Genomic DNA, 22,388 nt, shown 5'->3' with positions numbered 1-22,388 from the left:
CGCAACTTAAGAAAATCGGCCCCGCACTGAACGGGGTGTAAGTCGGCGGGACCGTCCCTCGGCCGTGGGACGGTGGGCCGATAGTCTCCCTTCTCGGAGGGCCCTGGTGGCCCTGTGTGAACTCGTGATGGCTCGTCGAAGTCGAAGGAGTGTGTTGTGGCTCGCACCGTTCTGGTGACCGGAGGAAACCGCGGCATCGGCCTGGCCATCGCGAGAGCGTTCGCGAAGCAGGGCGACCGGGTGGCCGTCACCCATCGTGGCTCGGGCGCTCCCGAGGGCCTGTTCGGCGTGCAGTGCGACATCACCGACTCGGCGGCGGTCGACGCGGCGTTCAGCACTGTGGAGGCTGAGCTCGGCCCGGTCGAGGTGCTGGTCGCGAACGCCGGCATCACCGACGACACGCTGCTGCTGCGGATGAGCGAGGAGCAGTTCGAGCGGGTCATCGACACCAACCTGACCGGCGCGTTCCGGTGCGCGAAGCGGGCCAGCTCCAAGATGCTGCGCGCCAAATGGGGCCGCATCGTCTTCATCTCGTCGGTCGTCGGCCTGTACGGCGGACCCGGCCAGGTGAACTACGCCGCGAGCAAGGCCGGCCTGATCGGCATGGCCCGTAGCATCACGCGGGAGCTGGGCAGCCGCAACATCACCGCGAACGTGGTGGCGCCCGGGTTCATCGAGACGGAGATGACCGCGGTCCTGACGGAGTCCCGTAAGGCCGAGATCATCAAGGCCGTGCCGGCCGGTCGTCTCGCCGCTACCGACGAGGTCGCCGCGGCGGTGACCTTCCTGGCCAGCGACAGCGCGGCTTACATCTCGGGCGCCGTGCTGCCGGTCGACGGTGGTCTCGGAATGGGCCACTGAAGTCCCGGGGAACTTTTTCAGGAGAGATTTGTGTCTGGACTTCTGGCCGGTAAACGGCTGCTCATCACCGGCGTGATCACCGACGCCTCGATCGCCTTCTCGGCGGCGAAGCTCGCCCAGGAGCAGGGGGCGACGGTCGTGCTGACCGGCTTCGGCCGGCTTTCCCTGGTGGAGCGGATCGCCAAGCGGCTGCCGACGCCGCCGCCGGTCATCGAACTGGACGTGACGAACGCCGACCACCTCGCCGGGCTGGCCGACAAGGTTCGCGAGCACGTCGACGGGCTGGACGGCGTGGTCCACTCCATCGGCTTCGCTCCGCAGAGCTGTCTCGGCGGCGGTTTCCTGGAGGCTCCGTGGGACGACGTCGCCACCGCGCTGAAGGTGTCGACGTACTCGTACAAGTCGCTCGCCACGGCCTGCCTGCCGCTGATGACGTCCGGCGGCAGCATCGTCGGCCTGACCTTCGACGCGACGAGCGCGTGGCCGGTCTACGACTGGATGGGCGTGGCGAAGGCCGGTCTCGAGTCCGCTTCCCGTTACCTCGCCCTGCACCTGGGCAAGCAGGGCATCCGCAGCAACCTGGTCGCGGCCGGCCCGCTGCGGACCATGGCGGCGAAGTCGATCCCCGGCTTCGAACAGTTCGAGGAGGCCTGGTCGGGGCGGGCGCCGCTCGGCTGGGACCTGTACGACACCACGGCGGCCGGCAAGGCGATCTGCGCTCTGCTGTCCGACTGGTTCCCGGCCACCACGGGTGAGATCGTGCACGTCGACGGGGGTTACCACGCCGTAGGGGCCTGACCCTCCGCGCCGGCGGCAGGTTCCGCACGCTGGTGAGAAAGGTCGCAGGCGAGCGCTGGAAGGGCCGGCTGAAGCCGGTACGGCCCGACCCGGTGGCAGGATGGGCGGGTGGTTTACGACGCGTTCGTCCTGCTCTCCTTCGGCGGCCCTGAGAAGCCCGATGACGTGATGCCGTTCCTGCGGAACGTGGTCCGCGGGCGCGGTGTCCCGGACGAGCGCCTCGCCGAGGTCGCAGAGCACTACATGCACTTCGGCGGGGTGTCCCCGATCAACCAGCAGTGCCGTGATCTGCTGGCCGCGGTCGAGACCGAGTTCGCGGCGCACGACGTGCGCCTGCCGGCGTACTGGGGCAACCGCAACTGGTACCCGATGCTCGCCGACACCGTGGCGACGATGCGCGACGACGGCGTCGAGCATGCCCTCGGCTTCGCCACCAGCGCGTACGGCGGATATTCGTCCTGCAAGCAGTACTGGGAGGACATCGCCGCGGCTCGCGCGCACGTCGGCCCGCGCGCCCCGCGGATCGCCAAGCTGCGCCAGTTCCACGACGATCCCGGCTTCGTCGGTCCGCACGCCGAGGCCGTACGGGAAGCGCTGGGAAAGCTGGAACCGGCCCGCCGCGCCACCACCCGCCTGGTCTTCACCGCCCATTCCATCCCGGTCAGCATGGCGGAGACCGCGGGGCCCACCGGCGGCCGCTACAACGCCCAGCTGGAGGAGACCGCCCGCCTGGTGCACGCGGACGCGGCCGCCGACCTCGGCTACGACCTGGTCTGGCAGAGCCGCTCCGGCCCGCCGCAGGTTCCGTGGCTGGAGCCGGACATCAACGACCACCTGGAAGCCTTGGCCGAGAAGGGCGTCACCGACGTGGTGGTCAGCCCGATCGGATTCGTCTCCGACCACCTCGAGGTCATCTGGGACCTGGACAACGAGGCCAAGGAGACCGCCGACCGGCTCGGGCTCGGGTACGTCCGTGCCTCGACGCCCGGTGTTCACCCGGACTTCGTGTCGATGATTCGCCGCCTGGTCCAGGAACGGACCGATGATCAACCCAAGGCCGCACTCGGTACGCTGCCGACCTGGGACGTGTGCCCCACCGCATGTTGCCCCCCACCCGCGCGACGAGGAGCCCCCCGATGAAGGAGCGCAAGGCGATCGAGAGCTGGCTCACCGACATGGACGGTGTTCTCGTCCACGAGGGAGAGCCGGTGCCGGGCGCACCGGACTTCGTCAACCGGATGAAAGAGTCGGGCAAGCCGTTCCTCATCCTCACCAACAACTCCATCTACACACCGCGTGACCTGCAGGCCCGTCTCTACCGGATGGGCTTCGACGTCGACGAGCAGTCGATCTGGACGGCGGCTCTGGCCACCGCGCAGTTCCTCGCCGACCAGCGTCCGGGCGGCACCGCCTATGTGATCGGCGAGGCCGGCCTGACCACCGCCATGCACGCGGCCGGTTACATCCTCACCGAGTTCGAGCCGGACTACGTGGTGCTCGGCGAGACCCGCACCTACAGCTTCGAGGCGATCACCAAGGCGATCCGGCTGATCAGCGGCGGCGCCCGGTTCATCTGTACGAACCCGGACGCCACCGGCCCGTCCAACGAGGGCCTGCTGCCGGCCGCCGGTTCGGTCGCCGCCATGATCTCCAAGGCGACCGGCGTCAAGCCGTACTTCGTCGGCAAGCCGAACCCGATGATGATGCGGTCGGCGCTGAACGCGATCGGCGCGCACAGCGAGACCACCGCGATGATCGGCGACCGGATGGACACCGACGTGCTGTGCGGCCTGGAGGCGGGGCTGGAGACGATCCTGGTGATGACCGGCATCAGCAGCCGCATGGAGGCCGAGACCTACCCGTACCGGCCGTCCCGCATCATCAACTCGGTCGCCGACCTGATCGACGAGATCTAGTCAGCAACGCGCCCGTGCCGAGGAGCGCGACCGCCGTGACGACCACGCGCGGATAGTCGCCCTCGATCCACCACACCACCGGCAACCCGATGTACGGCACCCGCCACCGCCCCACCCCGGTGACCGCCTCCGACGGCACCGGGGTGCGGTCCGCGGTCGCGTTCGCGTCGCCTTTCGTGATCAGCAGGCCGTCGTCGGTGACCTCGACGATGCGGTGCAACACGGCCCGTCCCGGCCGGCCGGGGACGTGGAAGCGGATCACCGAGCCGCCCCGGATCCGGTCCGCCCGCAGGGGCGAGGTGACGACGACGTCGCCGGGCTCCACGGCCGGGCGCATCGACCCGGTCAGCACGATCGACGACGACCACCCGAACAGGACCGGGACGACGGTCGCGAGCATCAGTCCTCCGGCCGCGCAGAGCACGGCGGCCGCCACGGCGCGGAGCGAAACGGTCACAGGATTCCGATCGGTGGCCCGGGGGAGCGCCTGAGCCGGCGGTCCCGTGCGCCGGCCGGGTGTGGCGCTGCGATAGCGTCCGGGGCGTGCCGTGGGAAGAGTCGTACCTGGGGAAGCTGCGGGAGATGACCGGGACCGAACCGGTCCTGATGACGATCGGGGCGCGGGCCGTGCTCCGTGACCCCGAGGGCCGGGTCCTGCTGATCCAGCGCAACGACAACGGCCGCTGGGCGCTGCCGGCCGGCACCATGGAGCTCGGCCAGACGCTGCGGGACTGCGCGATCCGCGAGGTGTGGGAGGAGACCGGGCTGTCCGCGCACGCGGTCACCCCGTTCGCGCTGTACTCCGGCGAGCATCTGCACACCAACGCGTTCGGCGCCACGTACCAGCACGTCTCGCTGGCGGTACGGGTCGACTCCTGGTCCGGCGACCTGGTCCGGGTCACCGACGAGACCCTGGACGCGGCGTTCTACCCGGTCGGCGCGCTGCCGGAGGACTTGTCCGGCGCGGTCCGCCCGACGCTGGCCGACCTGGCCCGGTTCGAGGCCGGCGACCCGTTCCGGCTGGCATGACGGCGCCGGCGGTGGTCCTCGCGGCGGCCTGGGTCTGTGTCCGTGACCGGCGGGTCCTGGTGGTCCGGGCGCAGGGGTCGGACGCCTTCTACCTTCCCGGCGGCAAACCCGAGCCCGGCGAGTCCGACGCCGAAGCCGCCGCTCGAGAGGCGCTGGAGGAGGTCGGCCTGCCCGTCGATCCGGCGGCGCTGCGGCTGTTCACCACCATCGACGCGCCCGCCCACAACCGCCCGCCGGGCACCCGCGTCCGCCTCGTCTGCTTCCTCAGTGACCGGCCGGAGGCTGGCGACCCGGCACCCGCCAACGAGATCGTCGAACTGGCCTGGTTCACCTCGGCCGACAGTGGCCGCTGCGCCCCCGCCATCCGGCTCCTGGTGGACGAACTCGTCGACGCCGACCTGATCGACTGACTCCGCCGACAGCTGTCCGCAACAGCGCGAACCGGCCCAGGCGTCATGCGGCCGCGGTAGAACGCGCCGTCCCCCACCCCGGGCACCCCAACGACCCGCCCCGACCACGACGGACAGACCTGGACACGTCGTAGCAGGCCCGATCCCATTGCAACGCACCGACGCCAAAACCTTCGCCCTCGCCCTGCACCAGCCTCGCAACCAGAACGACGGCGGGTCTCGCGACCGCCCGGACGTCACCACCTCAGCGGGATGAACGACGCTCCGCAGCCACCAGCACGGCGAGGCCCAACCCTCGGCGAGTACACGAAACAGCCAATGGGAAACCGCGCGGAACGCGCACGCAACTCCATTTATACGGCCAATTTTGCGGCGAATCCAGCCAGCCGAAGGACCGGCCCGCAACACTCACAGAGAAGGCATATGACAGCCCTGCGGAAAACAAAATCGATCTGAATTTCCCCGTCCACCGCACGGTGATTGTCGCGGAGTCGCGCGAATCCAGCATCGCCGATTGCTTCCTTGCCCGCCATCCTGCAGCGACCACCCGAATCCATAAAAGGCCCACGGCAGCCCGAACGAGGTAGAGCTGTCTCTCGCCGCCCGATCCAGGCCCGGGTCGCAGGCAGCGGTCCCATAACGATGCCCAGGCCATGGTGCATGCGGGTGGTTTCCCGTGTGGCGGGGGAGCTGCACAGGGCGGTGTCTGGGCGGTAGCGCATGCCGGCGCCCCCGAACGGTGCCCGGACCACAGCGCATCCCGTGATCCATGCCCGCCCACGACGAGGTCAGAGCCGCGATCGCCTTTCCTGCCGACGGCGATCTGAGAGCTGCTGCCAGCGGTTTCCCCACCTGCGGCGAATGCGGAGGCGCTGTCTGGGCCTCCCCCTGTGCTGCCCCTTGTCGACGGCTCGCCGAACATCGAGTCGCCGGCTGCGGCGCGCCAGTCGACGGCTGCGCCGCCGGCGCAGCCCGCCGCACAGCGGAGACCACCGCCAAGGGCGCGGGCTCGGTCTCAGCACTGCCGGTGGCAGGCGCTGTCAGCGGTGTGGGCCGACTCTGCCGGGCCCGCCGAAGCTTCTCGGCATGGCGGCGCTGCAGACCCCATGCGCGATGCCTCTCATGCTCGCGGCGAAATTCGTCACGAGCGGCAGAGTAATTGCGAGAAGCGGTCCGATCGCGCATCGCCGACATTTCGTTCCTGTTGAACAATGACGCCTGCCCCATGCATCAATTTTTGCCCGCAACCGATCCGAAGTGTAAGCCTTTGATCATGCCAAATATCATCTCTCCGGATAGGGCTAAGCCGTCACGGAGGCAACCGGTCAGATGGGGATGGAAAGACGCGACCGGCTTCCGCCTGTGATCCACTCCGGGGTGACAAAGAAGGCGGCTGTGGCCAGGGGGTGTCCCTATGGGTTCTGTCAGGCGGCGCGGGCGTGGTCTGTGGGTCGTGGCTGGTAGGGCTTGCGGTCGCCGAGCATGGCGAACAGGACGTCGTCGCGGCGGCGGGCCAGGCAGATCAGAGCGGCGTTGTGGCGTTTGCCGGCAGTGCGTTCGCGGTCGTAGTAGGCCCTTGACGGCGGGTGGGTGAGGGAGGCGAAGGCGGCGAGGAAGAACGCTCGTTTCAGCTGTTTGTCGCCGCCTTTGGGTGGGTGTTCGCCGCGGATGCTGATGTCGGAACGGCGGGTGACCGGTGCCAGCCCGGCATAGGCCGCGAACGCCCTGGGGTGGGGAAGGCGGTGCCGTCACCGACTTCGAGCAGGATCCGGGCTGCGGTCTTGACCCCGGCAAGAGGGTGAGCATCAAGGGTCCCCTCGACCTCGGCGGCGAGTTCGTAGCGTTGGCGGAGCACCTCGCGAAGGGTGTCGGCCAGTTTCGGCAGGATCTTCTCTGCCGCACTGGTGCCGGGGACGGTCACGGTTTGCTCTTGCGGGGCGGTGAAGATCTGCTCGACGAGACGTTCGCCCATCCGCGGCGCGTTCTCGCGGGCGATCTCCAAGGATTTCGACCGGCCGGCGCGTCGCAGTCCGGCCGGGCCGCCGCAGCGCGAGAGGAGTTCCAGGACGGCCTTGTGCTGTACCTTCGGGCCCAGGACACGTTCCAGGGCGGGGTGGATCTGGGTGAGCAGACCACGGATCCGGTTGCTGGCCCGGGTCGCTCAGCCGGCGAGGTCGTCGTCGAAGCCGACCAGGATCTCCAGGTCGGCCAAGGCCTCGTCGCCGATGTCGACCCGGCGCAGCGTGTGAGGCAGGGTGCGGGCGGCGTCGGCGATCACGTAGGCGTCACGGGCGTCGGTCTTCGCCGCACCGGGGTACAGGTCGGCGATACGGCGCCTGGCTAGACCGGGCGGGTAGGCAACCTGTAGACCGGCGGCTCGCGCGACCACGATGGGCAAAGCACCGATCGAGGCCGGCTGGTCCACCACGACCAGGACCGGACCGTGTTTGGCGAGTTTGTCGAACACCTGCCGCAGCTTGGCCTCGGTGTTGACCAGGGCGGCGTCGTGCAGCCGCTTGCCGTCCCGGTTCACCGCGACGGCGTGGTGACCATCCTTGCCGACATCGAGACCGAGGAACACCTGGTAGCCGCCGTGCACCGCATCGCCTCCCCGCGACATCACCTGCCGTCTCGGTCGCCAGTCCGGCGTCGCCTGCCGGCCGCCACGTTACGAAGAGACCCACCCCAACCGGGCGGGTGGTCGTGTCCCTGTCAGCGGTCCGTCGACGCCACCCGGGCCGGCGACAACACCCCCGGATCATCCGTACGACAGACCTCCGATAGCGATAGCTGTCAAGCGCCGGCGGGATGCTATGGATTAGGCCGGCTGGTCGGGGCTCCAGGGCGACGACTGTTCACCTCGGTAGGGGATCCAGACATAACCGGGCGCGAACCGTGTGAAGCCGAAACCTTGGAGTTCCTGGTGGATCTCCTCGGCGAGCGTCAGGCCGGGTAGTCGACCAGTGGCCAGCTCATCGCTCCAGTCGGATCGGAGCTCGTCGAGGTCGACTCGGCCTTCGGGGTCCCAACCGACCTGGGCTGCGTGGTAGCCGGTGAGCTGCCGCAGCAGGCCGTAGAGGCCATGGCCGAGCTCGCTGAGCTCCTCAGCGGTGAGCTCGATGATTCGGCGTCCGTGGTCCATCGCGCCGCCGATCCCGACACCGACCGGGAGAACCGCCATCTCGAGGTACTCGTTGCCGTCTTTGGAGCGAGTCGTCATGAGTCGTGGTTCGTGGAGTGGGATCTGGTGCTCGCCTGCCTGGAGGCGAGGGTGATTGAGGACGGTCGCATGCGCCTGCTCGGCGGCGGCATGGTTTGCGCCGAAGTTCACTACGAGCTCGAACAGTACCGCCACCTGTTCTCCTTCAATGTGTTTAGGCTGCTGTTAGAGGATCACCGAAAGCCTTGGTGGGATCGTAGAACTGGCCGGTTCGCAGGCAGTGATGGAGTTGGCCCAACAGTCGGTTGAACAGGTGCCGCAGGGCACCCGGGTGTCGGTCGCCGCGGTCGCGTCGTTGGTCGTAGTGGGCCCGCGCTGGTGGATGGTTTGTGATGGACATGAAGCTCCAGACGAAGCCGGCAGCGGCCAGCCGGTCGTTCTTGATCCGGCGATGGGTGATCGAGATACTGCGGCCCGATGCCCTGGTGAGGGGTGCGGAACCGGAGTAAGCCTTCAACGCGCGCGCGTCGCTGAACCGGGCCCGGTCGTCACCGATTTCCGCCAGTACTCGGGCGGCGCCCGTTTCACTGAGCCCGGGAAAGCTGACAAGGATCTGGTAGTCGGGGTGCTGCTGGAGTGCCGCCGTGACTGCTTCGGCGAGCCGGTCGACGTTGTCGCATGCGGTGTTCACGACGGCGAGCAGCGCCAGGGCTTGAACACCCATGGCTTGCTCGACCCGCGGCGGCTGTCGGAGCTGAGGCTGCCGGAGCTGAGGCTGCCGGAGAGCCTGCTTCAGGTCGGTAGCCGCCGTATCGATACCGCGTCGTCGGCCGGCTCGGCGCAGCGCGGCCGCGATCTGAGCCTTCGTCAGCCGGGCGCCGTCGGCCGGCGTCGACGCGATTGCCAACACCGCTCGGGCGGACGGCGTCGCCAGGTTGGTAGTGCTGCCTGCGAACGCTTCGAGAAACGACGGGTAGCACTCCCGCAGGACAGAGCGCAGTTCCTGGACGGCTCTGGTCCGCTGCCAGGTCGCATCCTGGTGCGCGCGGGCCAGGACAGCGATGGCGCGGGCCAGCTCGCTGTCGGCCGGCAGCACCCGGTGCACGTGACGGTCGGTGCGCAGGATGTTTGCCAGGACCATCGCATCAGCGTGATCCGACTTCGCCCTCGACACCGAGTGACGTTCGCGGTAACGGGCTACCGCCATGGGGTTGATCGCGAACACCGGTCGTCCGGTTTCCCGCAGGGCTGCAACCACCAGGCCACGAGGCGTTTCGATGCCGACAGGGATCGGCGCGTCTGCGCTGTCACCTGCTGCGGCCAGCAGCTCGACAAGCGTGAATCCTTCGACGCTCTCCTTGATCCGCTTCTTGGCGACCAGTTGTCCGGCCTCGTCGACCAAGGCCACGTCATGATGCCCTTCGGCCCAATCGATGCCGCAAAACACCTGTACCAGCGGCCCTCCTCCCCAGAGGGATGAGCTGTCCGAGGGCGGCGTTCCGACCGGAAAGAGACAGGCGAAGCGGTATCTGGTGCGGTGTGAGGCAGCCGGCCGGTTCGCCGGAGGTCTGCTGGTGCCGTAGATCGCGAGCCGCCTGCGGGTGTCGCGGACCGCGGTGGCGTGCCGCTGCGAACCGGCCCTGGTGTCGAGAGTTCGCCCGCAAGCCGGTGCGGGCCAACGCCCGGCAGCGCATGGCGCCGCTACGGCAAACAGTGAACGGATGTGGCGGTGGCGACGGGACGCGCGGCGAGGAAACGAGAGCGGCGACGCGACACGCGGCGTGGGAATGCGGGCGGTGCCGGGACGGGTGGCGAGGAACCGAGGGCGGCGACGCGACACCTGGTGACGGAACCAGGGCCGCACCGGCCGAGGGCCGGCTAGGTGTTACGGGTCTCGGCGAAATAGCGGGTGGCGATCGCCGTGTGGATGCTGAACCCGAGTTCCGTCGGGCCGTGGAGCACCTCCCGGTTCTGGATCTCCGCGCTGGACGGAGGCAACGGCAACTCGGCCGGAGTGGCCAGCGGTGGCAGCAGGCCGAAGACCAGGATCGTCCCGTCGGGGGCACTGATGGTGTCGTAGAGGCGCACGCCGGCAGGGTCGGCTTTAACGCCGGTCTCCTCGAACAGCTCCCGGACAGCGGCGGCCTGCCACGTCTCCCCGACGTCGATGAAACCGCCCGGCAGGGCGAGCCGGCCCCGGGCCGGTGCGATGCCCCGCCGCACCGCCAGCAGGCCGGAGCCGACCGGCTGGATCGCGACGGCGACCGGGCTGGGGTTGAGGTAGCTGGTCTCCCCGCACGCCGCGCAGCGGCGCGGCCAGGGCTGACCGAGCACGAACCGGGCGCCGCAGAACGTGCAGTGCGCGTATCGGTCGGGCGCGGTCACGGCTGCAGCGGCGAGTTGCAGGCGGCGACCAGCGCCTGGCGGCAGGCGGCGGTGAGCGGGCGGAGAGCCTCGTCGCGTTGCTGCGCCTCATAGCCGTTGACGGCGCCACCCGGCGCGTTCGTGCCGGCTAGGGCGAGCACCTGGTCGAGGACGCTGGCGCGGGCGAACAGCCGCCGCGAACGCGGGTCGAAGCCGGGCGGCAGCGTCTCGGTGCTCTCCGGACGGCGCAGCGCCTGCAGCGCGCCGGCCAGCTCGGGTTTCCACTGCGCCACGTCGAGCCGGGTGAGCCGGGCGGTGGCCTCACCGAGCGCGGCGGTCAGCTCGGCCTCGGCCTCGGCGGCGCCCATCTGGAACACCGGGCGGTGCTCGGGGGCCGGGCGCACCCGCCACAGGACGGTGGAGAACTCCACACCGGAACCCGAGATGTGCTGCCGGACCTCGGGCACCACACCGAAAGACGGGGTCATCACCGCCTCGCCGGCCAGCAGGGCCGCGCTGGTCAGCTCACCGGGACCGGGCAGCCCGCGCGGATCGCCGGGAGCCGGCAGCACCAGTCGGATCTCGTCCGGATGCAGTTTCGCGAAGATCGGCAGACCCTGGCCGAGCGGCACGTCGGTCCAGGTGCCCGGGGCGTCGGCGACGAGGTGTTCCTCGTCCGCCGCGATCTCGTCGGCCAACTCGTCGAACGGGACGAGACCGGCGCGCCAGGCACGGATCCAGGCCACGAACCGGGTGGACCGGCGTGCGGTACGGGTGGCCGCATCGGCTGCGGGTGACATGCGAGCAAGGGTACGTGCCGGTGCGGAGAGTTGTCTCGACTCGGAGCGTCACCAACGGTGTGTCCGTGATCGCGGGCTACCGTGCGATCCATGTATGGGGAGGATGTGCTCGCGGGAAACTGGCGCCGCCGCAAGGTGATACCGGAAGTGGACGCCGAACCGGACCTCGTGGTGGAGGACGCCGACTCCGGGTTCTGCGGAGCGGTGGTCGGCTTCGAACTCGGCGCGGTGGTCCTGGAGGACCGGCACGGGAAGCGCCGCAACTTCCCGCTTACCCCGGCCGCGTTCCTGCTCGACGGCGAGCCGGTCACGCTGCGGCGCCCGGTGTCCGCGAAGCGGGCCCAGCGGCGGATCACCGCCTCCGGATCGATCGCGGTCGGCACCGTGAAGGCGCAGGTGGCGAAGGCGAGCCGGATCTGGGTCGAGGGCATCCACGACGCCGCCCTGGTGGAGCGGATCTGGGGCGACGACCTGCGGATCGAAGGCATCGTCGTGGAGCCGCTGGACGGCATCGACTTCCTGAAGGAGGCGGTCGCGGAGTTCCGGCCGAGCAGGGAGCGGCGGATCGGCGTGCTCGTCGACCATCTGGTCCCGGGCTCCAAGGAGAGCCGCATCGTGGCCGCCGTGAAGGACCCGAACGTGCTGGTCACCGGCCATCCCTACGTGGACGTCTGGCAGGCGGTGAAGCCGGAACGGGTGGGTCTGCGCGCCTGGCCGGTCATCCCGCCGGGCCGGCCGTGGAAGGAGGGCGTCTGCGAGGCCGCCGGCATCCGTGAGCCGGCCGACATGTGGCGGCGCATCCTCGCCTCGGTCAGCTCCTACAGGGACGTCGAGACGCCCCTGATCAACTCGATGGAGCGGCTCATCGACTTCGTCACGGTCCTCCCGGAGGACTGAGAGCGCGGCCGATGCGGCGGGCGGCCTCGGCGAGACGGTCCGGCGGGTGCGCGGCGTAGCCGATCACCAGGCCCGGCGGCCCGGGCCGACGCCGATGCCAGGTCAGCGGCTGCACCAGCACGCCGGCCGCCGCGATCCGGCCGGCCAGGAGCACGTCGTCGGCCGTGCCGGGCAGCAGCACCAGCACGTGCAGCCCGGCCGCGACGCCGGCGACGCGGGCCTCCGGCAGATGCGCGCGCAACCCGGCGAGCAGGGCGTCACGGCGAGACCTCTGCCGGGTACGGACGGCGCGCAGGTGCCGCTCGTGGTCCCCGGAGGCCAGCAGTTCCGCCAGCACCAGCTGCGGCAACGCCGGATTGCCCAGGTCGGAGGCGTGCTTGGCGGCGAGCAGCTCGGCCTGCATGCCGCGCGGCGCGATCAGCCAGCCCATCCGCATGGCCGGGGCGAGCGATTTGGACACGCTGCCCAGATAGGCGACCCGGTCCGGCGCGGACCCCTGGAACGCGGCCACCGGCGCCCGGTCGTAGCGGTGTTCGGCGTCGTAGTCGTCCTCGATGACGAGGCCGCCCGCGTCCGCCCAGCCGAGCAGTTCCCGGCGGCGTTCCGGGGACAGCACCACCCCGGTCGGGAACTGGTGCGCCGGAGTGAGGACGGCCGCGCACACCCCGGTCGCGGCCAGCTCGGTGATCCGCATCCCGTGTTCGTCGACCGGCACCGCGGCCTGCCGCATCCCCCAGAACGCCAGTTGGTCGCCGGCGCCGCGCGACCCCGGGTCCTCGACCGCGACGGCTTCGGTCCCGCGGCCGCGCAACACGTGCGCGAGGAGGGCGAGCCCTTGCGCGACCCCCGCGGTGACGACGACGTCGTCCGCTTCACACCGCACTCCCCGGGTACGCGCCAGCCAGGCCACCACCTCGGCCCGCAGCCGTGGCGCCCCGCCCGGGTCGCCGTATCCGAGGTCGGCGGCGGTGACCCGGTCCAGGACGGCGCGTTCGGCCCGCAGCCACGCCGACCGTGGGAACGCCGACAGGTCGGGCACGCCGGGCGACAGGTCCAGGTCGACGCCGTCCGGCGTGGACAGCGGCAGCCGTAGCTCGTCGAGGGTCCGCCGCCGGTCGCCGGCCGGCCGTGCCGCCTGTTCCACGCCGCGTCCGGTCACCACCGTGCCGGACCCGGTCCGCGCCTCGGCCAGGCCCTCGTCGACCAGCCGTTGGTAGGCCTGCACCACCACGCCCCGGGAGACGGCCAGCTCGGCGGCGAGCAGCCGGGTGGCGGGCAGCCGCGAGCCGGGCACCAGCCGGCCGGCCGCGATCGCCGACCGCAGCCCGACGGCCAGCCAGCCGGTCAGCCCCTTCGCCGGAGCGTCCTCCGGGCGCAGCAGCAGGAAGTCCGAACCGGGCACGGGCTCACCTCGTCCACGCTCGCCGGTTGCCGTCACCGATCCGGATCGGTCGCGGCACCCCTGATTGGTCCTCTTCATCGTGCCCGGATTGGTCCTCGAACCGGACCATGTTCCGGGTGAGCATCAAACCATGAAAGCTCTGCCCGTACTCGCCGGAGCGGCCGGAATGGTCTTCGTCGGCGGCAGCGTCGCCGTCTCCGGACACCTCGCCGACGCGCCCGCCCTCACCGTCCAGGCTCTCCGGTACGCCGTCGCCTGCCTCCTCCTGCTCGCCTGGGCCCACCGCTCCCGCATCGTCGGCCACCTCGTCCCCGCCCACGGCCGGACGCCGGCCGTGGTGCGACGGCCGCGCGGAAGCGAGTGGCTGTGGCTGCTCGGCGTCACCGTGACCGGACTGGTGATCTTCAACGTCGCCCTGGTGCAGGGCTCCCGGCACGCCGAACCGGCGGTCATCGGCGTCGCCGTCGCCTGTGTGCCGATCGTGCTCGCCGCGGCCGGTCCGTTCCTGGAGGGCCGCCGCCCGGCGGCCCAGGTGCTGACGGCCGCCGTCGTGGTCACCGCCGGCGCCGCCCTGGTGCAGGGCCTGGGCCGGACCGACGCGGCCGGGGTGTTCTGGGCGGCTGTCACGTTCGGGTGCGAGGCCGCGTTCACCCTGCTGGCCATGCCGGTGCTGGGCCGTCACGGTCCGCTCGGCGTCTCGGTGCACGCGACCTGGCTCGGCGCCGCCATGTTCGCCGTGCTCGGCCTGGCCGTCGAGGGCCCCGCCGCGATCACCCGTCTGCGCGCCGACGACCTGCTGGCCGGCGCCTACCTCGCGGTGCTGGTCACGGCGGTGGCGTTCCTGCTCTGGTACACGTGCGTGGCCCGGATCGGCGCGGGCCGGGCCGGGCTCCTCACCGGCATCGCCCCGATCGCCGCCGCGGTCACCGGCGTCGCCCTCGGCGGCCCGCCTCCGGCGCCGCTGGTCTGGCTCGGCATCGCCACGGTCGCGGCCGGGCTGGCCCTCGGCCTCCCCGCGCCCAGCCCGCGCCCCGCCGCCGTCCCGGCCCCATCGGGCGTGTGACCGTCGAACGCGCTGTACACCCGGGCTCCTGCCGTTGCGGTGGCCACGGGTGCGGCCCGAAAGGGGCGCCGGGGCCGGGAGCAGGCCGGGCGTCGCGAGGGGAGTCACGGGACGGGTGGGTGCGGTTGGGGGGTGGTGGCCGTACGAGATGAGGGTTGTCAGGCGAGATGTCCGGGATCGCGGCTGAAGATGAACGTGGCGATGTCCAGGCGGTCGACCGTGCCCTCGGGCGTGCGGAGGATGCGCAGGATCTCGCCCTCGTTGGGGCCGCTGAGGCCGCGCCAGCGGTCCGGCGCCTCGCGGGCGAACCGCGTCTCGTGGACCGGGCCGTCCATGAGCAGGGCGTCGCCGTCACCGACGATCGAGTATTCGCGGCCCATCCACCACCAACGGCCGCAGATCTCGGCGGCCTCACCCCGCGGGGCGGCCGGCGGGCGCCAGGCCGCGACGGGTTCGGGCTCGCTGTCCAGGGCGGCGGTGAGGGCGTCCAGGCTGACCTGCTGGATGGTGGTGCCGTCGAGGCCGTAGGCGTTGGCGAAGGCGACCACGCCCATCCGGCTGCGGCGGTGGACGGCGAGGTGCGCGACATATCCCGGCATCGAACCGCCGTGTCCGACGTAGACACGCTCGCCGACCCGGAACAACTGCGGGCCCAGACCGTGGCCGGCGGTCCAGGACTCCAGGTCGCTGATCACCACGGGTGCGCACATCTCGTCGACGGTCTCCCGGGCCAGCACCGCCGGGGCGGGATCGGCCAGGAAACCGGCCCACTTCGCCATGTCGGTGACGGTGGACCAGAGCTGGCCGGCCGGGGCCATCGCGCCGGTGTCGGGACGGGGCTCCTCATGCAGGGCCCCGCCGAGAGCGTGCACGACATAACCTCGGGCGTACGGCTCGACCGGCGATCCGGTGGTGCGCTTCATGCCGAGCGGGTCGAGGACCCGTTTGCCGACGAGCTCGGTCCAGCCCATCCCGGTGACCCGTTCCAGGACCGCGCCGAGCAGCCCGTAGGCCAGGTTGGAGTACCGGTACCGCCGGTACGGCGCCCCGGCCAGCTTCTCGTAGGTGAGTTCGGCCAGCAGCTTCTCCACGTCACCGCCGGGGTGGCGTTCCCACCACGGGCCGTCCGGCTCGCGCTGCAGGCCGGAGACGTGCCCGAGGAGCTGCCGCAGAGTCACCCCGCCGATCGGAGTGCCCGGCAGGTGCCGGTAGAGCAGATCGTCGAGGGCGAAGAAGCCCTCGTCGCGCAACTGCATCACCAGCGTCGCGGTGATGGTCTTGGTGATCGAGCCGAGCCGGTACTGCGTCTTCGGATCGGGCCGGGGCTGCTCGCCGGCGCCCGTGAAGTGCAGGACCGCGCGGTCGCGGACGATGGCGAGGGCGAGTGACGGCACCCGGCCGGTGGCCTGTGCCCGGGCGGCGATCTCATCGATCCGGCGGCAGGACTCCGGAAGCAGCGACACGGTGGGGCCCTCTCCTGTAGGGAACTCATGGGTCTAACTGTTTCAAACGTGTTCGGCTACTGCCCGTACGTGCGTGGGCGTGCCACGATCGAGGAGTGGAAGCAGTGCTCTGGATCGTTCTCGCCGTCGCGCTGGCCATCGGTGAGGCCTTCACCGCGACGATTCTCGTCATCTTCTTCGCCGCCGGCGCGCTGGCGGCGGCCGGTGCGGCGGCTCTCGGCTTCGGCATGCTCGTGCAGGTGATCGTCTTCGCCGCCGTGTCCGGCCTCTCGGTGGCGGCGCTCCGGCCGATCATCCTGCGGCATGCCCGATCCGCGCTGGAGACGGGGGAGCAGGCGTTCGGCATCGAGGCGATCGAGGGTTCCCACGGCACGGTGGTGGACGAGGTGACCGGCGATCACGGCATGATCAAGATTGACGGGGAGCTGTGGCAGGCTCGCTCGTTCGACGGCAAGGACACCTTCGCGCCGGGTGACCGCGTCCGGGTCGTCAAGCTGCGCGGCGCGACGGTTCTGGTGTGGCACGACGACCTGCCCAACGTCTAGGAGACGGCATGGAAGCGTTATTGGCAGTCCTCGGAATAGTGATCGTTCTCTTCGCGGTGATCACCCTGGTCAAGTCGGTGCGGATCGTTCCGCAGCAGCGGATGGACGTGATCGAGCGACTCGGGAAGTACAAGCGCACCCTGTCGCCCGGGCTCAACATCCTGGTGCCGTTCGTCGACGCGGTCCGGACCAAGGTCGACATGCGGGAGCAGGTGGTCTCCTTCCCTCCGCAGCCGGTGATCACCTCTGACAACCTGGTCGTCTCGATCGACACGGTGCTCTACTTCAAGGTCGTCGACCCGGTGCGGGCCACCTACGAGATCTCGCACTTCCTGCAGGCGATCGAGCAGCTCACCGTCACCACGCTGCGCAACGTGATCGGCTCGCTAGACCTGGAACGGGCACTGACCAGCCGCGACCAGATCAACAAGCACCTGTCCAGCGTGCTCGACGAGACCACCGGCCGGTGGGGCATCAAGGTCACCCGCGTCGAGCTCAAGGCGATCGAGCCGCCGCCCAGCATCCGCGACTCGATGGAGAAGCAGATGCGCGCCGAGCGGGAGCGCCGCGCCACGATCCTCAACGCCGAAGGCCACAAGCAGGCCGCGATCCTGACCGCCGAGGGCGAGAAGCAGTCGCAGGTGCTGCGCGCCGACGGTGACCGGCAGGCCCGGATCCTGCAGGCCGAGGGCCAAGCCAAGGCGATCCGGACCGTCTTCGACGCCATCCACCAGGCGAACCCGTCGCAGAAGGTGCTGGCCTACCAATATCTGCAGTCGCTGCCGCAGATCGCCAACGGCACGGCGAACAAGGTGTGGATCCTGCCGACCGAGCTGACCAAGGCCCTGGAGGGTCTCGGCGGCGCGCTGGGCGGACTGGGCAACATGGTCGGCGACATGCCGAGATCGAGCGTCGACTCGGGCGAGGTCGAGCGTGAGGCCGAGGCCGCCGCCCAGGCCGCGGCCGCCGAGGCACGGAAGGTCGACGCCGAGGTGCGGCAGGCCGAGGTCGACGCGACCGGCGGCCAGCCGGGCCTGCCCGCTCCGGACGCCATGCCGCCGACGGCGGCACTGGGCGGAGCCGACTACGACGGGGCCCAGTACATCGAGAAACGCTGACCCCGTGCACCAGCGCCGACACGTCCACAACCGGGCCGCCCCTCCGGCGGCCCGGTTGTTTTTTGTGAGATCCGCCGCACTCTCCACCGGCGATGCGGCATGCTTCCCAGCAGGATTCCCGACCGGTGCCCCCGGCCGCTCGGCTTGTTGCCCCAGCTAGCGAGGCGGAGCCATGAGCATCAGCCACCATCAGACGGCGAGCGGACGGCCCTTGCGGGTCTCTCCGGCCTGGGTCGGCGCCCCGACACCGGTGGACTCGGAGAGCCATCTCCTCCCGGTGCGCGACGCCCTCTGGATCTGGTCGGTCCGCAGATACGCACGCCTGGCCCTGTGGGCGCTGCCGCTGTCGGCGGTCCTCTACGGCTGGCTGACCCTGGGCGTGCAGGGGCCACCGGGGCCGCTCGCCGTCGGGCTGCTCGCCGGCTGGCTGGCCGTCATCGCCCTGATCGCGTTGGCGGGCCTGCTCGCCGGATCCCGGACCCGGCGATGCGCCCTGGCCGGGCTGCTCGTCACCCTGGCCGGCGTCACCATGCTGATGCCGCTCGCCGGGCTGCCCGAGAACGCCGTGGTGGAAAGCGCGCCGATGGCCGCCGGGCACGTCACCGACCTGCTCACCACCGCCGTGGCGATCTCGGCGGCCGGGATGCTGCTGCTCGGCTGGGCGGTCTTCCGGTCGAAGCTGGTCAACCCGGCCGACGGGGTGCTGCTGATGCTCGCCGCCGTGGCGATGGCGGCCGGCACGACGATGGCGCAACCCGTTCCCACCGTCGGCGCGCTGCTGCTGCTCGCCGCCGGGATGGGGCTGGCCTGGACCGGCGGGCGCCTGGTCCCGTACTCCTGACCAGCCTGCCCTGCGGTCCTGACCAGCCGGTCCCGCGCTGGTGAGCCTTTAAGCCCGGTCTCCCGCTCCCAGTTCGTAGAAGGCGACCGCGGCAGCGGTGGCCACGTTCAGCGAGTCGACGCCGTTGAACATCGGGATGACCACCCGCACGTCACTCGCCGCCAGCGCCTCCCGGGTCAGCCCCGGCCCCTCGGCGCCCAACAGCAGCGCCGGCCGCTCCCGCTGCTTCTCGTCGAGGCTCCGCAACGCCACCGCGTCCGGGGCGGGCGTCATCGCCAGCAGGGTGAACCCGGCCTCCCGGATCGCCCGCAGAGTGCCCGGCCAGTCGTCCGACTTCGCGTACGGAATGGCGAACACCTCACCCATGCTGACCCGGACCGCCCGGCGGTAGAGCGGGTCCGCGCAGTTCGGCGACAGCACCACCGCGTCGATGCCGAGCGCGGCCGCGCTGCGGAACAGCGCTCCCAGATTGGTGTGGGTGTTCAGCCCCTCCAGGACGGCCAGCCGTCTCGCCCCGGCCAGCAACTCGCCCATCGCGGGAAGCGGGCGACGGTGGAACGACGCCAGGATGCCCCGGTGCACGTGAAAACCGGTGATCGACTCCAGCAGCGCGGGTGGGGCCGTGTAGAGCGGCGCGTCCGCCGGCAGCCCGGTCAACTGGCCGGCCCGTTTCTCGTCGACCAGCGCCGATCGCATCCGGTAGCCGGCCCGCAGCGCCCGCTCGATGACGAGTTCGCCCTCGGCGATGAACAGCCCGTTGGGCGGCTCCCACCGGGTTCGCAGTTCGACGTCGGTGAGGGCGCGGTAGTCACCGATCCGCGGATCGTCGGGGCTGGTGATGGTCTGTGCTGGCACAACGGCATTATTCGCGGGGTGGTGGCGAGGGCTTGCGGGTAGGGTTGATTTTGTCGAGTGCACCGGGGGTGTCAGTGTCTTCTGGTTCGGGACCGGCGTCAGACCCGCATCTGCTCGGCCTGCTGCGAGCCATCCGACTGCGCCAGAACGCTCCCGACGCCACGGCCGCGGGCGAGGCCGACACCGCCGCGGCCCTCTCCGACATCACGGCCCGCAAGAAGAAGACGGAGGACCAGGAGACGGGCGAGAAGAAGCCGGCTTCCGACACGCCGTACTTCAGCGGCCGGACCCCGTCATCGGCCGCCGGCAAACAACCGCAGCGCAACCCTGGAGCCAATCCGGGGCTGCTGTGGCGCGGCGACCCCCGTGCGACCCTGGGCCGTTCCGGGCTGCAGGCGCGCGGAGCGGTGCCACCGATCGGAGGCATCACCCCGTCCGGGCCGACGACTCCCGTGCCCAACATTCCACCGGTGTCCGGCGGCCGCTCGATCGGCGAGTCCGGCACCGATTTCCCGCCCGGGCAGTTCCCCTCGGCGCCGTCGGTCCCGTCCGTGCCCCGCCGGAGCCCGTTCACCGCGGGCAAGGGGGGGCCGAACCGTGACGGCATGGACCCGGCCGACGACGCCTCGCTCCGCGAGACCCAGCGCCTCCTCAGCAACAGCCTGACCTTCGCCGGCGGCACCGAGGACGTCGCCGTGCGTCTCTGGCAGGCGCTGCGACAGGCCCAGCCGGCGCTGTTCGAGGCGCTGCCCGGCAGCCCGGAGACGCAGCAGGCTCAGCTCGCCCGCGCGCTCACCTGGCTCGTCCACCAGCTGAACGAGCCGCCCGCCCTGGTCTCCGGCTGCACCCATCTCGGTGCGGCCCTCACCGAGTGCGGCATCCAGTGGAACCAGCTGCACCTGGTCGGCGCCGCCCTGGTCGAGGCGACCCGTGCCGGCATGAGCCCCAGCGCCTGGCGGCAGGACTTCGACCAAGCCTGGCGCTGGACGTGGCAGCACATCTTCGAGTGGATCGTGCACGGCGGCACGCTCACGGCCTACCAGCCGACGATCTGGGACACCGAGGTGGTCGAGCACGACCTGCGCCGCGCCGACCTGGCGGTGCTGCGGTTGCGGCCCGACCTCCCGATGCCGTACCGCCCCGGCCAGTACGCCCGCTTCGAGTTGCCCGCCGTGCCCGGGGTGTGGCGCCCGTACTCCCCGGCCAGCGCCCCGCACCGCGACGACCTCATCGAGTTGCACGTGCGCGCCAAGACCCAGAACGGCGTCAGCGGCACCCTGGTCCACCGCACCCGCCCCGGCGACCGCATCCGCGTCACCCGCGCCGAGGGCGACATGACCCTGCCCGCCCAGCAGGGCCGCGGCATCCTCATGATCGCCGGAGACACCGGCGTAGCCCCGATGAAGGCGATGCTCGCCGAGCTGGCGGCCACCGGCGACACCCGCCAGGCGGTCCTCTTCTGGGGCGTCCGCGACTTGACCGAGCTCTACGACATCGACGCCCTCAACGCCCTGGCCGCCCAGATCCCCCGCGCCACGGTGGTCCCGATAGTCGCCGAGGGCGATCCCGGCCCCTATCTCTCCGGCCTGGTCACCGACGCGGTAGCCGCCTACGGCGAATGGTCCCGCCACGAGATCTACCTCGCCGGCCCCCCACTCATGATCGCCAGCACCGCGGCCGCCCTCGAACACCTGGGCATCCCCGCCGCCCAAATCCACCATGACCCACCCGAGTAGCCCACCCTCCCCACCGACCTGTCGCACCACCTCCCCACGGGCCTGTCGCACCACCTCCCCACGGGCCTGTCGTACCCGCCCCCCCACGGGCCTGTCGCGCCACCTCCCCTGGGTTACCGCACTGGCTCTCCGCGGGCCTGTCGTGCCCACCTCCTGGGCTGTCGTGCCACCTCCCCGAGTTGGTGTCGCACCACCTCCCCGTAGGTTTGTGTCGCACCGCCCTGTTCCGGTGGCCTGTCGCGGCACCCCTCTTGCGGGCCTGTCGCCCCGGCCATTCCCGCGGGCACGTCGCGCTTCGCTTCGTGCCGGCCCCTTAAAGTCCGCCTGTCACTCCCAATCCGAGGCAGCCGTGCGGGTAGGCGCGCTGCTCGTCCGTCTTACGGCCCCCGTGCCGCTCACCCGGTCTTGCGGTAGCTGCGCTGTGCGTCCGGCTTGCGGTAGCTGCGCCGCTCACCCTTGCCCCTTCGTAGAGACCCTTGCCGGTACGGGTCCGACAGCTCTCGACCACACCAACCCCGTGCAGCATCTGTCGGGCGACACAGACCCTCCCCAACCGCATCCCGGCTTAGGGTGAGGCCCCGTCCACAGCTGATGACCTGGCTGGTGTTGGTTCGCTGTTGCCAGGAGTGTCCGTCTACGGGTGCGCGGTGGGCGAGCCGCCTACGGGCGCGGTGGGCGAGCCGAGCCGTCCACGGGCGCGGTGGGCGAGCCGAGCCGTCCACGGGCGCGGTGGGCGAGCCGTCCACGGGTGCACGGTGGGCGAGCCGGCCGCCGATGGCCGGCCATGAGCGCGGTCCCGAGCGGATCGAGGCTGTACTTACCACCAACCCAGTCAGCCGCCAGAACCGGCCAAGATCTACCCCTCCGGGCGCTTCCCCGGGATCGCGATCCTTCTCGCCAGTTGTTGACCTGCTAGCTGTGCGAATCCGCGGTCAAAACGGACACGAAACAGCGCTTCCGCACGGCCAGTAGATCAGCCCACCCGCGAAGCCAACAGGCGCGATGTTCCGCCCCGGGTTTGATGGAGACATCGAAACCTGGGAGAAGATTTAGCTATGCCGGCACCGAAGAAGTACAACGATGAGCTGCGTGAGCGTGCGACCCGGTTGGCGGTCGAGGCTCGCCGGGAT

At 70.8% G+C, this 22,388-nt stretch carries 20 protein-coding genes and 1 pseudogene; 12 read left to right on the top strand and 9 right to left on the bottom strand.

The window, feature by feature from the left end; genetic code table 11:
- The first annotated feature begins 156 nt into the window (after nt 1-156).
- From QLQ12_RS45195 to QLQ12_RS45180, 4 genes are all read left to right on the top strand, one after another.
- A complete protein-coding gene (locus tag QLQ12_RS45195) occupies nt 157-861 on the top strand; it encodes a beta-ketoacyl-ACP reductase (RefSeq protein ID WP_282767259.1) in 705 nt (234 codons plus the stop codon).
- 30 nt (nt 862-891) lie between these two features.
- Nucleotides 892-1,659: an enoyl-ACP reductase FabI gene (gene fabI, locus QLQ12_RS45190; RefSeq protein WP_282767258.1), complete on the top strand. Its 768-nt coding sequence runs from the start codon at nt 892-894 to the stop codon at nt 1,657-1,659.
- A 108-nt stretch (nt 1,660-1,767) separates the two neighbouring features.
- Complete coding sequence (locus QLQ12_RS45185) at nt 1,768-2,799, top strand: ferrochelatase (protein WP_282767257.1); 1,032 nt, start codon at nt 1,768-1,770, stop codon at nt 2,797-2,799.
- Nucleotides 2,739-3,575: an HAD-IIA family hydrolase gene (locus QLQ12_RS45180; RefSeq protein ID WP_407651711.1), complete on the top strand. Its 837-nt coding sequence runs from the start codon at nt 2,739-2,741 to the stop codon at nt 3,573-3,575. Before QLQ12_RS45185 ends, QLQ12_RS45180 begins: the two co-directional genes overlap by 61 nt.
- Here QLQ12_RS45180 and QLQ12_RS45175 read toward each other — a convergent pair.
- Nucleotides 3,541-4,032: a signal peptidase I gene (locus QLQ12_RS45175; protein WP_282767255.1), complete on the bottom strand. Its 492-nt coding sequence runs from the start codon at nt 4,030-4,032 to the stop codon at nt 3,541-3,543. The genes QLQ12_RS45180 and QLQ12_RS45175 overlap by 35 nt on opposite strands.
- A 125-nt stretch (nt 4,033-4,157) precedes the next feature.
- Here QLQ12_RS45175 and QLQ12_RS45170 point away from each other — a divergent pair, with 125 nt between their 5' ends.
- The gene (locus QLQ12_RS45170; protein ID WP_282767268.1) at nt 4,158-4,604 is read left to right on the top strand and encodes an NUDIX domain-containing protein; all 447 of its coding nucleotides are present in this window, start codon (nt 4,158-4,160) and stop codon (nt 4,602-4,604) included.
- Nucleotides 4,601-5,014, top strand: coding sequence for an NUDIX hydrolase (locus tag QLQ12_RS45165; RefSeq protein WP_282767254.1), 414 nt, complete (start codon nt 4,601-4,603; stop codon nt 5,012-5,014). Before QLQ12_RS45170 ends, QLQ12_RS45165 begins: the two co-directional genes overlap by 4 nt.
- 1,424 nt (nt 5,015-6,438) lie before the next feature.
- Here the strand turns inward: QLQ12_RS45165 and QLQ12_RS45160 are convergent.
- From QLQ12_RS45160 to QLQ12_RS45140, 5 genes and pseudogenes are all read right to left on the bottom strand, one after another.
- A pseudogene (locus QLQ12_RS45160) lies at nt 6,439-7,634 on the bottom strand (IS110 family RNA-guided transposase).
- Nucleotides 7,635-7,832: 198 nt separating this feature from the next.
- A complete protein-coding gene (locus QLQ12_RS45155) occupies nt 7,833-8,369 on the bottom strand; it encodes a hypothetical protein (RefSeq protein WP_282767253.1) in 537 nt (178 codons plus the stop codon).
- A 19-nt stretch (nt 8,370-8,388) separates the two neighbouring features.
- The gene (locus tag QLQ12_RS45150) at nt 8,389-9,630 is read right to left on the bottom strand and encodes an IS110 family RNA-guided transposase (protein WP_282767267.1); all 1,242 of its coding nucleotides are present in this window, start codon (nt 9,628-9,630) and stop codon (nt 8,389-8,391) included.
- A gap of 422 nt (nt 9,631-10,052) precedes the next feature.
- Complete coding sequence (locus QLQ12_RS45145; RefSeq protein ID WP_282767252.1) at nt 10,053-10,559, bottom strand: NUDIX domain-containing protein; 507 nt, start codon at nt 10,557-10,559, stop codon at nt 10,053-10,055.
- On the bottom strand, nt 10,556-11,338 hold the full coding sequence (locus QLQ12_RS45140; RefSeq protein ID WP_282767251.1) for a hypothetical protein: 783 nt from the start codon (nt 11,336-11,338) through the stop codon (nt 10,556-10,558). The genes QLQ12_RS45145 and QLQ12_RS45140 overlap by 4 nt, the downstream gene beginning before the upstream one ends.
- A 90-nt stretch (nt 11,339-11,428) precedes the next feature.
- Between QLQ12_RS45140 and QLQ12_RS45135 the strand changes: the two genes are divergently transcribed.
- Nucleotides 11,429-12,235 (top strand): DUF3097 domain-containing protein, encoded by an 807-nt coding sequence (locus tag QLQ12_RS45135; protein WP_282767250.1) that lies wholly within the window; start codon nt 11,429-11,431, stop codon nt 12,233-12,235.
- On the opposite strand, the gene pdxR is transcribed toward QLQ12_RS45135, so the two are convergent.
- Nucleotides 12,213-13,637: a MocR-like pyridoxine biosynthesis transcription factor PdxR gene (pdxR, locus tag QLQ12_RS45130; RefSeq protein WP_282767249.1), complete on the bottom strand. Its 1,425-nt coding sequence runs from the start codon at nt 13,635-13,637 to the stop codon at nt 12,213-12,215. The two genes, QLQ12_RS45135 and pdxR, sit on opposite strands and share 23 nt — an antisense overlap.
- Nucleotides 13,638-13,767: 130 nt before the next feature.
- Between pdxR and QLQ12_RS45125 the strand changes: the two genes are divergently transcribed.
- On the top strand, nt 13,768-14,700 hold the full coding sequence (locus QLQ12_RS45125; RefSeq protein WP_282767248.1) for a DMT family transporter: 933 nt from the start codon (nt 13,768-13,770) through the stop codon (nt 14,698-14,700).
- A 158-nt stretch (nt 14,701-14,858) separates the two neighbouring features.
- On the opposite strand, the gene QLQ12_RS45120 is transcribed toward QLQ12_RS45125, so the two are convergent.
- Complete coding sequence (locus tag QLQ12_RS45120) at nt 14,859-16,163, bottom strand: serine hydrolase domain-containing protein (RefSeq protein ID WP_282767247.1); 1,305 nt, start codon at nt 16,161-16,163, stop codon at nt 14,859-14,861.
- Nucleotides 16,164-16,258: 95 nt separating this feature from the next.
- On the opposite strand from QLQ12_RS45120, the gene QLQ12_RS45115 reads away from it, so the two are divergent.
- The 3 genes from QLQ12_RS45115 to QLQ12_RS45105 all read left to right on the top strand — a co-directional run bounded on the left by QLQ12_RS45115 (nt 16,259) and on the right by QLQ12_RS45105 (nt 18,667).
- Complete coding sequence (locus tag QLQ12_RS45115; protein WP_282767246.1) at nt 16,259-16,708, top strand: NfeD family protein; 450 nt, start codon at nt 16,259-16,261, stop codon at nt 16,706-16,708.
- Nucleotides 16,709-16,716: 8 nt separating this feature from the next.
- Nucleotides 16,717-17,826, top strand: coding sequence for an SPFH domain-containing protein (locus QLQ12_RS45110; RefSeq protein ID WP_282767245.1), 1,110 nt, complete (start codon nt 16,717-16,719; stop codon nt 17,824-17,826).
- 172 nt (nt 17,827-17,998) lie between these two features.
- Entirely contained in the window at nt 17,999-18,667 is a 669-nt protein-coding gene (locus QLQ12_RS45105; protein WP_282767244.1) for a hypothetical protein, read from the top strand.
- A gap of 48 nt (nt 18,668-18,715) precedes the next feature.
- Here QLQ12_RS45105 and QLQ12_RS45100 read toward each other — a convergent pair whose 3' ends face one another.
- Nucleotides 18,716-19,522 (bottom strand): TrmH family RNA methyltransferase, encoded by an 807-nt coding sequence (locus QLQ12_RS45100; protein ID WP_282767243.1) that lies wholly within the window; start codon nt 19,520-19,522, stop codon nt 18,716-18,718.
- Between the two features lie 74 nt (nt 19,523-19,596).
- Here QLQ12_RS45100 and QLQ12_RS45095 point away from each other — a divergent pair, with 74 nt between their 5' ends.
- The gene (locus QLQ12_RS45095) at nt 19,597-21,258 is read left to right on the top strand and encodes an FAD-binding oxidoreductase (RefSeq protein ID WP_282767242.1); all 1,662 of its coding nucleotides are present in this window, start codon (nt 19,597-19,599) and stop codon (nt 21,256-21,258) included.
- Nucleotides 21,259-22,388: the final 1,130 nt, after the last annotated feature.

Origin of the sequence: Actinoplanes sandaracinus, from assembly GCF_030009775.1 — a bacterium.
Taxonomy (GTDB): domain Bacteria; phylum Actinomycetota; class Actinomycetes; order Mycobacteriales; family Micromonosporaceae; genus Actinoplanes; species Actinoplanes sandaracinus.
This window is presented reverse-complemented; position numbering and strand designations above follow the sequence as displayed.

Coding starts and splice junctions, on each gene's coding strand:
- QLQ12_RS45170 (WP_282767268.1), top strand. CDS start 4,158: ATGACCGGGACCGAACCGGTCCTGATGACGATCGGGGCGCGGGCCGTG.
- QLQ12_RS45165 (WP_282767254.1), top strand. CDS start 4,601: ATGACGGCGCCGGCGGTGGTCCTCGCGGCGGCCTGGGTCTGTGTCCGT.
- QLQ12_RS45140 (WP_282767251.1), bottom strand. CDS start 11,338: ATGTCACCCGCAGCCGATGCGGCCACCCGTACCGCACGCCGGTCCACC.
- QLQ12_RS45135 (WP_282767250.1), top strand. CDS start 11,429: ATGTATGGGGAGGATGTGCTCGCGGGAAACTGGCGCCGCCGCAAGGTG.
- QLQ12_RS45125 (WP_282767248.1), top strand. CDS start 13,768: ATGAAAGCTCTGCCCGTACTCGCCGGAGCGGCCGGAATGGTCTTCGTC.
- QLQ12_RS45110 (WP_282767245.1), top strand. CDS start 16,717: ATGGAAGCGTTATTGGCAGTCCTCGGAATAGTGATCGTTCTCTTCGCG.
- QLQ12_RS45105 (WP_282767244.1), top strand. CDS start 17,999: ATGAGCATCAGCCACCATCAGACGGCGAGCGGACGGCCCTTGCGGGTC.